At 67.4% G+C, this 11439-nt stretch carries 9 protein-coding genes (1 of these 9 cut by a window edge); 1 reads left to right on the top strand and 8 read right to left on the bottom strand.

The window, feature by feature from the left end; all coding sequences use genetic code 11:
- Nucleotides 1–1386 carry the 3' portion of a lipopolysaccharide biosynthesis protein gene (locus tag P0Y59_20905; protein WEJ99361.1) on the top strand. It extends 93 nt beyond the left edge of the window, so 1386 of the gene's 1479 nt are visible here — the last part of the coding sequence; the start codon falls outside the window, past its left edge; its stop codon occupies nucleotides 1384–1386.
- A 30-nt stretch (nucleotides 1387–1416) separates the two neighbouring features.
- Here the strand turns inward: P0Y59_20905 and P0Y59_20900 are convergent, their stop codons facing one another.
- From P0Y59_20900 to hisS, 8 genes are all read right to left on the bottom strand, one after another.
- The gene (locus P0Y59_20900; GenBank protein WEJ99360.1) at nucleotides 1417–1845 is read right to left on the bottom strand and encodes a CBS domain-containing protein; all 429 of its coding nucleotides are present in this window, start codon (nucleotides 1843–1845) and stop codon (nucleotides 1417–1419) included.
- A gap of 96 nt (nucleotides 1846–1941) precedes the next feature.
- On the bottom strand, nucleotides 1942–3600 hold the full coding sequence (locus tag P0Y59_20895) for a hypothetical protein (protein ID WEJ99359.1): 1659 nt from the start codon (nucleotides 3598–3600) through the stop codon (nucleotides 1942–1944).
- 221 nt (nucleotides 3601–3821) lie between these two features.
- Nucleotides 3822–5402, bottom strand: a complete 1581-nt coding sequence (locus P0Y59_20890; GenBank protein ID WEJ99358.1) for a hypothetical protein — start codon at nucleotides 5400–5402, stop codon at nucleotides 3822–3824.
- Between the two features lie 2 nt (nucleotides 5403–5404).
- Entirely contained in the window at nucleotides 5405–6814 is a 1410-nt protein-coding gene (locus tag P0Y59_20885; GenBank protein WEJ99357.1) for a DUF4139 domain-containing protein, read from the bottom strand.
- 148 nt (nucleotides 6815–6962) lie between these two features.
- Entirely contained in the window at nucleotides 6963–7934 is a 972-nt protein-coding gene (locus tag P0Y59_20880) for a DUF4167 domain-containing protein (protein ID WEJ99356.1), read from the bottom strand.
- Between the two features lie 254 nt (nucleotides 7935–8188).
- Nucleotides 8189–9046, bottom strand: a complete 858-nt coding sequence (gene prmC / locus P0Y59_20875) for a peptide chain release factor N(5)-glutamine methyltransferase (protein WEJ99355.1) — start codon at nucleotides 9044–9046, stop codon at nucleotides 8189–8191.
- A gap of 69 nt (nucleotides 9047–9115) precedes the next feature.
- A complete protein-coding gene (prfA, locus tag P0Y59_20870; protein WEJ99354.1) occupies nucleotides 9116–10189 on the bottom strand; it encodes a peptide chain release factor 1 in 1074 nt (357 codons plus the stop codon).
- The gene (gene hisS, locus P0Y59_20865) at nucleotides 10189–11436 is read right to left on the bottom strand and encodes a histidine--tRNA ligase (protein WEJ99353.1); all 1248 of its coding nucleotides are present in this window, start codon (nucleotides 11434–11436) and stop codon (nucleotides 10189–10191) included. Before hisS ends, prfA begins: the two co-directional genes overlap by 1 nt.
- Nucleotides 11437–11439: the final 3 nt, after the last annotated feature.

Here is an 11439-nt window from a genome sequence, read left to right as displayed (position 1 = left end):
CTCGCGCAGCTGGTGCAATGGGCGGCGACTTTCCTCGTGATTCGGATTCTCGATCCGCACGACTACGGCCTGTTCGCGATGACTCAGGTGATTCTCGTCCTGCTCAACATGCTCAACGGCTACGGCCTGGCGAGCGGCCTCATCCAGAAGGCCGAGATCGGCAAGCGGGAGATTCGCCAGCTGTTCGGCATGCTGGTGCTGCTGAACTTCGGCCTCGGCGCCACGCAATTCCTGCTCGCCCCGCTCGCCGCGGCCTATTACCGGCAGGATATCGTGATGCACCTGCTCCGGGTGCAGGCGCTGCTCTATCTTACCACCCCCTTCATCGCACTTCCCTATGCGCTGCTGTCGCGCACGATGGATTTCCGCCTGCAGGCCCGGGTCAACATCCTCGCCTCGATCGCAAGCGCGAGCGCAGCACTGGGCGGCGCGCTGGCCGGGCTCGGCGTATGGACGTTGGTGCTCGCCCCGATCGTCCTGTTCAGCGTGCGGGCGATCGGCATGACGATCGCGGCGAAATCGCTGGTGTGGCCGAGCTTCGACTTCCGCGGCGCAGGCAGCCTGGCCAAATATGGTGGCATGATGGCCGCGGGCCAGCTCTTCTGGTTCTTCCAGAGCCAGGCCGATGTGTTCATCGCCGGCCGGCATTTCAGCCCGCACATGCTCGGCATCTATACGACCAGCCTGTTCCTCACCCAGATCTTCGTGTCGAAGTTCGTGCCGCCGCTGAACGAAGTGGCCTTTTCCGCCTATGCGCGAATCCAGCACGACACCGAAGCGGTGGCGACGGCGTTCACGCGCAGCGTGCGGATCATCATGATCGCAGCCCTGCCCTTCTATTTCGGCCTGGCCGCCACGGCCGAACCGCTGGTGCTGACCGTGCTCGGCGACAAATGGGCCGAGACGATCCCCGTCGTCCACCTGCTTGCGCTGGCCATGCCGTTCATGACGCTCCAGGTCCTGCTCCAGCCCGCCTGCGATGCGCGGGGCCGCCCCGGCATCGGCGTCCGCAACGGCGCGATCGGCGCGGTGATCCTGTCGGTCGGTTTCCTGGTCGGGGTGCGCTGGGGTCCCGACGGGCTCGCCATGGCGTGGATCGTCGCCTACCCGATCTATCTCGGTGTCAGCCTGTGGCGGTCGCTGCCGGTGATCGGCACGAATATCCGCGCCATCGCCGATGCGATCGCGCCAGCCCTGCTTGCCGCGCTCGCCATGGCGCTGGCGGTCGTGCTGGTCGACAGCATCCTGCCGCCGCTTCACCCGCTGCCGCGCCTGGCGATTCTCGTCGCGACGGGCGCGCTGGTCTATGCGGCGTGGCTGCTGCTGTTCGCGCGCGGCGTGGTGCGCGAACTCATCGCGATCGTGCGGAAAAGGCCGCTCGCCTGATCCCGTCGCGGCACCGGCGCCGCGGCACTATCACGCCGACTGGATATAGGTCCGCATCGCCTCGGCATCGGCCTCGATCCGGTCGATGCGATATTTGACCAGATCGCCAATCGAGACGACCCCGATCACCCGGCCGCCCTCGACCACCGGCAGATGCCGGATTCGCCGCCGGGTCATCAGCGAGAGCGCGCCGATCACCGCTTCGGCCGGTCCGACGCTGATCGCGGGCGAGGTCATCACCTCCCCGACCTTGCGATCGAGGGCGCCGGCACCGTGGCTGCTGAGCGCATGGATCACGTCGCGTTCCGAAAAGATCCCGACCACCTGGGCCCCGTCCATTACCGGTACCGCGCCGATCCGCCGGTCGGCGAGCAGCGCCACCGCCTCGGCCAGACTCTGATGCGCGGTGATCGAGATCACGTCGCGTCCCTTGCCGGCCAGGATCGCTGCTATCGTCATCGTCAGTCTCCTCGTCCGCGACCCGTCGACCCGAGTCCCTGAGGCGCTTGAGGATTCCACGTTTGCGGCCCAATGGGAAGCATGAGCGAGCATCCGTCAGGACTGGATAACCCCGAACAGGCGGCATTCGCCTGGCGTCGCTATCGTCGGCTGCTTGGGTGGATGACCCTGTTCTCGCTGTTTTGCGGGCTCGCCGCGGTGTTCGGGCTGCAGCATTTCTACGGGCCGCTGTCCTGGATCGCGATCCTCGCCGCGATCGGCGGCATCGGCGGATCGGTACTGATGGCCTCCGCCCTGATGGGCCTGGTGTTCCTCAGTTCGGGCACCGGCCATGACGAGGCGGTCGACGCGCGCGACCCCGAAAAGACCGGCCCGCGGCACGACCGGCCCTAACGCGCCGTCTCCAGTTTCAACGCGAAGTCCAGTTTCGCCTCGCCATTGCCCCGGGACGGTCACGCGCCAAGTCTTCAGCCCCTTGCGCTCGACCAGCGGTCCGTTCGCCGAACCGATCTTGTAGGGAATCGGCAGCTCGAAGATTATCGGCGTGGCGCGGGCGTTGGTGACCCTGACCGAATAGGGTTTGCGCCGGTCCGATCCGGGCCGCGCGACGATGGTGTAGCGGACGTCGCTGCTTTCCCCCGCGCCCAGTTCGACCTCGTCGCCGACCGCCCGATCGCGAAGGCTGCTCTCGGCGACCAGCAGCGAGGCACCTCGCACCGACTCGAACAGGGCGACGCCACCCGCCGGCAGGGGCAGGCCGAGCCCGTTCGTGTCGCGATTTTCAGTCCGCAACAGCACGGCCGACGCAACGCTTTCGGGCTCGCCGTTCCTGTCATAGTCGAACTCCTCGAACGTGCCGGCATGGATCCGTTCGAAGCGCACGCCCTTGCGATCGATCATCGCCACCTGCTTCCGGCTCCGCGCGGCGACCGTGACGCGTTCGGGAATCCGGTAGAGCTTCAAGTCGCCCAGTTCCTCCTGGACAGCGGTCACCACACTGACCGCCTCAGCCGATTCGTGCGAGCCCCGTTTCATCGCCGATGCCGTCACGACGATATCGGAACCTTCCATATCGCCCTGGACCAATCCTGGCGGTGCCGGCGCGGGCAGCCGGTCGATGCCCCAGCGCGGGTGGGTGCTGGTGATGTCCATCGGCCAGCATTGCAGGTGCAGGTCGGGCGCCGGGCCTGCCGGAAGCTTCGCATTGGCCTCCTTGTTCGGCGCACCCGCGACCGCCTGGGTATGGGCGTCGGCAAAGCCCTGGCTTCCGCCATTGGCGATGGTCAGCCAGGCGAACAGGTCGAGCGTCTTCCCATCCTCGCCGAGCCGCGCGACATAATGAGCCGACCAGTCGAAGCCTTGCGCAAGATAGGAAAGCTGCACCGTCGCGTTCGCCGCCGCCACACTGTCAGTCACAACGGACAAGGTCGGTTTGGCCGACAGGTCCGCGGGCACACCCGGATAGGACAGGGATTCGGGCAGGCCGGAGCAGGACAACGCCTCGACCCCGTCCGCCGTGGTCAGCAACACCCCGCCGCTGGGCCCCGACTGGATGATCGCCTCCCCCGTAGTCGTCGCGCCGATCCGGCGACTGGTGCGGCGGATGGTCACGCGGCGCTTGAGCCATGCATCGACCAGCGCCGCCGGCGACAGCAGCCGGGCATCCCGATTCTTCTCGTTCACCCGGCGCGGCAGGCCGGTAACGATCGCGCTTTCGGGCAGCATGCCTTCGGACACGCCTTCGAACCGGATCACCGATCGGCCCGCGGGTATCGCGATCGTCCGCGTCTCTGTGATCAGCGCGTAACCGGCCGGCCAGCCAGGCGGGATCGCACCCTCCCCGCGGGCGGGGGTCGCGGTACAGCGTGACCGATACGGCATCGACCCGATCCGATTCCACCATCGTCTGCGCCGCCACGGGCACATTCGCGACGACGAGCAGCAGCGGGACGCCGCCTCGCATTCTCATGTCGGGCTCATTTCGGGACGTCGAACGTCACGTTCAGCACCACCACGTCATTGGCGGGAACCGCCACGCGCCAGGTCTTCACTCCCTTGCGCTCGACCAGCGACATGCTCGCCGACTTGACCTTGAAGGGCAGGGGGAGCTCGAACGTCTCGGGCGTCGCCCGTGCATTGGTGACGCGCACCGTGAAGGCAGCGCGCCGCTTGCCGCGCGGCAGGGCGGTCGTCACATAGCGCAGGTCGGGGCTGGTGCCGGCGCCCAGCTCGACCTCCTCGCCGATCGCCCGGTCTTTCAGGCCGCTCTCCCCCACCAGCATCGGCGTCCCGCCCGCAGCCTCGAACACCGCGACGGCACCCGCCGGAAGGGGCAGGCCAAGGCCTTTCGCGTCACTATTCTCGGTACGCAGGACCAGCTCGGCGGGCTGGCTCGGCATCGCCACGGACTGCCCATCGAGCGTGCTGTTGAAGACGCCGGTATAGATGCGCTCGAAACGAACGCCCTTCCGGTCGATCATCGCCACCTGCTTGCGGCTCAGTGCAGCGACGGTGACAGGTTCCGGAATGCGATAGAGCTTCAGGTCGCCCAGATCCTCCTGCTGCGCGACCATGACCGGCACGGGTGCCGGTGGCGGCGGCGGGGGTGGCGGCGCCATCATCATCCTGTCGCGGCGCGATGCGGTCACCACGATATCGGAATAGCCCCGCAACATCTCCATCTGTGGCGGAGCGCGGTCGATGCTCCATTTGGGATGAGTGCTGGTGATGTCCATCGGCCAGCATTGCAGGCGGAGCTCAGGCGGCGGGCCTTTTGGCAAGGGCCGCACCTGCTCCCGGTGAAGACCGCCCGCCACGGCCTGGGTGCTTGCCCCGGCAAAGCCCTGGCTGCCGCCGTTCGCCACCGTCAGCCAGGCGAACAGGTCCAGCGTCTTCCCGTCATCGGCGACGCGCGCGACATAATTGGCCGACCAGTCGAACCCCTGCGCCAGATAGGAAAGCTGCACCGTCGCGGTCGCCGCCACGGGGCTGTCCGTCACCACCGACAGCGTCGGCTTGGCGGAAAGACCTTCGGGTACGCCGGGATAGGACAGCGATTCGGGCAGGCCCGAACAGGACAGCGCCTCGACCCCATCCGCCGTGGTCAGCAGCACGCCGCCGCGGGGCCCCGACTGGATGACCGCGTCCCCCGTCGTCACCTTGCCGGTCGCGCGATTGGTGCGGCGAATGGTGACGCTTCGTTTCAGATAGGCGTCGACTAGGGACGCCGGCGACAGCAACCGCGCGTCGCGATTCTTCTCGTTGACCCGCCGGGGCAGCCCGCTGACGATCGCGCTTTCAGGCAGCATGCCTTCGGACACACCCTCGAAGCGGATCACCGACCGGCCGGCGGGGACCGCGATCGTCCGCGTCTCGGTGATCAGCGCATAGCCGCCGGGCCAGCCCGGACGGATCGCCCCCTCACCCCGGCCCGGCTCGCGATAGAGCGTCACCGACACCGAATCGATCCGGTCGGACTGAACGATCGCCTGCCCCGACGCGGGCCCCGCGACGGGCAATCCGGCCATCAGCGCGATCTGGAGAGCGAGACGCCGCACCGTCAGTACCGTGTGTCGAACACCACGCTCAGCGATGCCTTGCCATTGGCCGGCACCGGTACTTTCCACTCCATCCGGTCAGCGGAAATGCGCTCCCCGTCGATGCTCTGGTCGGTCACGCGGACATCGCCCCACAGCCCGTCCTGCGCCAGGTCGATCGTCACCGGCTCGGGCCGGGCATTGGTGAAATCATAGCGCATCGTCGTACGCCAGCGGCTTGACGACTGTCGCTTACGCTCCACCACGACCGCCATGCCCTTCACGTCGAACGCCTCGCCGGTACGTATCGACATCTGCGATCCCATCGGCGTCGCCGGAATTCGGTTCTCGCCGATGAACTGCGGATCGCCCCGCGCATCGCGCATATAGACGCGGATCGTACCGGCCGGCAGCTGATCGCCCAGCCCGCCGCTCTTCGAGGTCGAGAATTTCAGCACGGTCGCCGCACTGCGCGGGTCGGACGTCGTACCCAGCCAGCCATTGATCCATTCATAGGCCTTGCGCGCCGGCGCGCCCTTCACGTCGAGGAAGCTGACCTGCTTCTGCTGCGCATTGGCGATCGTGGTGCGCTCCCCCAGCGGGTAGAGATAATAGTCGCCGAGCCGTTCCCGCGTGCCCGTTTCGGTGCCGGCCTGCTCGATCGCCTCGCTACCGGGCCGGTCGAAGCCACCGAGCCGTTCGAAGCTGCCGGGGGTGCGGTTGGGATTGCCCGCGACGAGCAAGACATCGGCATTGCCGTAGGTCGTGCCCGTGCTGTTGGTCAGCGTGACCCAGCCCTGCACGTCGACCGTCGCCTTCGCCTCGTCGAACAGCATGACATAGTCGCTGGTCCAGCCAAGGCCCGGCGTCAGATAGGAAAGCGTCGCGGGTACCCGCCCGGCGCGCGCGACCTGCAGGGTGACCGACAGGGTCGGCCGCGCGCGCAGATTCTCCGGCACCTTGTCGAACACCACGCGCACCGGCAGCCCGTCGTCGCGCAGCACCTCGATCCGGTTGCCGATCTGCAGCACGATGCCGCCGTTCGCCGCGAGCACCTTCGCCTGCTCCCGCGTCTCGACACCGGTCGCCGGATTGGTGCGGACGATGGTGACGACCGAACCGACCGCTTTCTCCATCAGCTTGTCGGGAGAGAGCAGGTCGAAATCGAAATTCTGCTCGACGATGCCGATGCCGGGTCCGCCCAGCGTGACCGTCTCCGACCTGATCTGTGCCGAGACGTCGGGGAATTCCTGCCGCGTGCGGCCCGCGGGGAGATCGAGCTGGCGGATATCCTGCACCAGCGACTGGCCATTCTGATAGATGGTCACCGAAACATCGCCCTGCGTGCTCGGTCCGGTCGGCAGGGTCGGCGTCGTTTGCGCCGCAACCGTGGTCGGCAGCGCCGTCAGCGCCAGCATGGTCCAGAACCGCATCACCGTCCTCCCGGTTAGGTTATGAACCATCGTGCTAGAGCAGCGGCGGCGGAGGTCAATCCTTCTGATTCCTCCCTGCCACGGGGACGAATGAAAAAGGCCGGCCCCACTTTCGCGGGACCGGCCTGTTCTCTTCGTTCCGGACGGATCAGCCGACCGTCGTCGTCTCGCTCGCGGGCGGGCGGCCGCGGCGACGCTTGGGCTTTTCTTCCGGCTCTTCGGTCGAGACGGCCGAAATGCTCAGCGACGGCGGCAGCAGACCGGCCTCGAACATGGCAGGAGCCTCGTCCTCGACCGGGCGGCGCGGCGGACGACCGCGGCGGGGCCGTGCGACGACCTCGGCCTCGGCCACGGGCGCAACCTCCTCGCGCGGTGCCTCCTGACGGACCGGTGCACGGTCCTCGTCGACCTGAACGGAAGCAGCGCGGTTGCCGCGATCCTCGCCACGGCCCACGGTGCGATCGCCGCGCTCATTGCCGTTGCGGTCATTCGCGTTGCGCTCGTTCCGCTCTTCACGGGCGTTACCGTTGCGGTCGCCCCGGTCCTCGCGGGCATTGCCATTGCGATCGTTGCGCTCGGCACGGTCCTCACGGGCGTAGCGGCCATTGCCGGCATCGCCATAGCCATTGCCGTTCCGGTCGCCATTGCCGTTGCGCGAACGGGGCCGTTCGTCGTCATACTGGCCGGTCTGCTGGTTGCCGCTCTGGCCTTCGTTGCCCCGATCCTGACCCCGGTCCTGACCATTGCCATTGCCCTGGCGGGAGTCGCGCGCATTCTGCTCGCGGACGATCGGCTCGCCGTCCTCGTCATATTCCTGCTCGTCCTCCTCGAAGGCCGCGCCGCCATTCTGGCGCCGGTTCTCCTCGAAGCGCGACCGCGTCTCGGCAAGCACGCGGAAATAATGGTCCGCGAACTGCAGGTAATATTCGGTGTTGACCCGGTCGCCCTGCATCTGTGCGTCCCGCGCGAGAGTCTTGTACTTCTCGAGCAGTTGCGCGGCATTGCCACGCGCACGGTTGTCGATGCGGTTGCCGTTATCCTGACGGCCCGAATTTCCCTGCGGGCGCTGCTGCTGCCCGCCACGGCCGCGACGGCGGCCGGCCTGACGATTATTGATCAAGTGTTGTTGTCCTGTCGTTCGTAACCAACCCGGTCGTGCTCCAGAAATGTGGATGCAAGCCCCTTGGCCCGTGCGCACCGACCATCGGCGAAACGGGCCTGCCACGGTCGCCGGACGGCAGCGACTTCATGACGAAGGAGGCGGGCAACAGCCCGTTTTCAACCGGTTATGATGAAAACGCGTGCCCCTGCCCCGCTCAATAGCGGCTGGCGGCACAATCTCCAAGAAGAATATTGTGAAGTTTTTATGCTGATTCAAGTCGCGATCAACACACGAGGATTATTGCCCAGGTCCCGCCGCAGCGTGACCGACAGTCCCTGCGCGACCAGAAGCGCGGTGACGGCATCGGCCTGGGTCGACCCGATCTCAAGGATCGCGACCCCGCCGGACGCGATCAGCCGCGGGAGCTGGGGCACGATAATACGATAATCGTCGAGACCATCGGGACCGGCGAACAACGCGGACGCCGGCTCATGGTCGCGCACCTCGGCCGGCAACGCCTCGCCGGTGCCGATATAGGGCGGGTTGGCCAGGATCAGGTCGAACTGCCCAGCGACCCCTGCGGCCCAGTTGCCGGACTCGAAACGGGCCCGGTCGGCCATGCCCAGCCGGGCGGCGTTGGCCCTCGCCATGTCGAGGGCGATATCCGATGCGTCCACGCCGAGACCGGTCGCGCCTCGCCATTGGTCGAGCGCGGCGAGCAGCAGGGTGCCGGGACCGGTACCCAGATCGAGGATCGTCGCGGGCGCGCGACCGGTGAAATGGTCGACCGCCGCCTCAATCAGGGTCTCGCTGTCGGCACGGGGAACAAGGGCGCCCGGTCCGACCTGCAGCTCGATCGTCCAGAAGGCGCGGGTACCGGTGAGATAGGCGATCGGCTCATGCTTCCGACGGCGGGCGACGAGCGGCGCGAAGGTTGCCGGGACCGGATCGTCGAGATGGCGAAGGAGCAGGGATTCGCGGGTCGCGCCGAGGGCATGAGCCATCAGGAGTTCGGCATCGAGGCGCGGCGTTTCGGAGATACTGGCAAATGAGGCAGCGGCACCGGCAAGCGCCCGTCTTACCTCCCCTCCCGCTTGCGGGAGGGGATTGAGGGGTGGGCTCGCGCTCACCGCAAATGTTCCGCTTGAGGTCGGCCGGGCGCCCACCCCCAGCCCCTCCCGCAAGCGGGAGGGGAGAGACTAACCATCGAGGCTCGCAAGCCTTTCGGCCTCGTCCTCGGCGATCAGCGCGCCGATCAGTTCGTCAAGCTCGCCCTGCAGGATTTCCGGCAGACGGTGAAGCGTCAGGTTGATCCGGTGGTCGGTCACCCGGCCTTGCGGGAAATTATAGGTCCTGATCCGCTCCGAACGATCGCCCGACCCCACCATAGACTTGCGCGCGCCGGCGCGCTCGGTGTGAAGCCGGTCGCGCTCAAGCTCGTACAGGCGGGTGCGCAGCACCTTCATCGCCTTGGCCTTGTTCTTGTGCTGCGATTTCTCGTCCTGCTGGATCACCACCAGGCCAGTGGGGATATGCACGATCCGCACCGCTGAATCGGTCGTGTTGACCGATTGCCCGCCCGGCCCGGACGACCGGTAGATATCGATGCGCAGGTCCTTGTCGTCGATCTTGACGTCGACCTCCTCCGCCTCGGGCAGCACCGCGACAGTGGCGGCGGAGGTGTGGATTCGCCCGCCCGCCTCGGTGACGGGCACGCGCTGCACGCGGTGAACGCCGCTTTCGAACTTCAGCTTGGCGAACACGCCCTTGCCCTCGACCGAGGCGATTGCTTCCTTGAAGCCGCCCGATTCGGAGGAGGACGCCGAGATCAGGTCGACCCGCCAGCCCTGCGATTCGGCATAGCGCTGGTACATGCGGAACAGGTCGCCGGCGAACAGCGCCGCCTCGTCGCCGCCGGTCCCGGCGCGGATCTCGAGCATCGCGGCGCGCTCGTCCGCGGCATCGCGCGGCAGCAGCGACAGCGCCAGTGAGCGTTCCGCCTCGGGCAGGGTCCCGCGGATCGCCTCGATCTCCTCGCGCGCCATGGCGCGGATCTCGGGATCGGCCTCGTTCTCCATGCCAGCCAGCACATGCAGCTCGGCGCGAAGCCGCCGCACTTCGCCCGCCGCCCGCGCCACCGGCTCAAGCTCGGCATATTCCTTGGAAACGGCGACGAAACGGTCGGACGGCAGGTCACCGGTCGCCATCAGCGCCTGCAACTCGTCGCGCCGCGCCTCGATCTGCGCGATCCGTTCCCCCGAGATCGTCGACATCAGGCGCTCAACACCCGCGCGAGATCGTCGAACGGCACCTCGTCCTGCGTGCCGGCGCCAAGCGCCTTCACCGCGGCGACACCCTTGGCGAGTTCGTCGTCGCCGAGGATGATCGCGAAGCGCGCACCCTGCGCATCGGCCCTGGCCAGCCGCCGCTTCATATTGCCCTTGAACGCCATGTCGGCCGCGATTCCGGCGCGGCGGAGATCGGCGAGGATACCCGTCGCGCGAAGCTCGGCTGCCTCGCCCATCGGCACGATCACCGCGTCGATCCGCTCGGCCGCAGGCTCGTCGATCAGCATCGCCAGCCGCTCGACGCCAGCCGCCCAGCCGACACCCGGCGTCTCGTTGCCGCCCAGCGCACCGATCAGCCCGTCATAGCGGCCCCCGGCCAGCACCGTGCCCTGCGCGCCGAGCCGGTCGGTGACGAATTCGAACGCCGTGTGCCGGTAATAATCGAGACCGCGCACCAGCCGCGCGTTGCGCGTCCACGCGACCCCGGCGGCATCCAGCCCCCTGGTCACGCTTTCGAAGAACGCGCCAGCCTCGCTGGTTAGGTAGGCGTCGATATCGGGCGCAGCGTCGGCGATCGGTCGGTCCCCGGGATCCTTGGTATCGAGGATACGCAGGGGATTCCGTTCGAGACGATCCTGACTTTCCGCAGACAGGTCGCCCTTGTGCTGCCCGAAATGGGTAATCAGCGCGGCACGCCACGCGTCCCGCGTCTCCGCATCGCCCAGCGTGTTGAGCTGCAAGGTCACGCCGTCCGAGATACCGAGTTCGCGCAGGAGCTGATCGGCGAACACCAGAAGCTCGACGTCCGCCGCCGGCTCGGCCGCGCCGATCACTTCCGCGTCGATCTGGTGAAACTGGCGGAACCGCCCCTTTTGCGGTCGCTCGTAGCGGAACACGGGGCCCGCGGTCGCCAGCTTCAGCGGCGCATATTGCTGCCAGCCCTCGGTCAGATAGGCGCGCGCGATCCCCGCGGTGAATTCGGGACGCAGCGTCAGGGAGTCCCCGCCGCGATCCTCGAAGGTGTACATTTCTTTCGAGACGACGTCGGTCGTCTCGCCGAGCGAGCGCGCGAACACGGCGGTCGATTCGAACACCGGCACGTCGACGCGCTGAAACCCGTAGAGCCGCCGTACATGATCGAATGCCGCGAGCACGCGCGCGAAGCGCCGTTGCTCGTCGCCGAAGATATCCTGCGTGCCGCGGATGCGCTTTGGGGTTTCAATACGGGCCATAAA

This window comes from Candidatus Sphingomonas phytovorans, assembly GCA_029202385.1.
Lineage (GTDB): Bacteria > Pseudomonadota > Alphaproteobacteria > Sphingomonadales > Sphingomonadaceae > Sphingomonas > Sphingomonas phytovorans.
The sequence above is the reverse complement of the archived record's forward strand: the minus strand, read 5'-3'. Positions and strand labels throughout refer to the sequence as shown.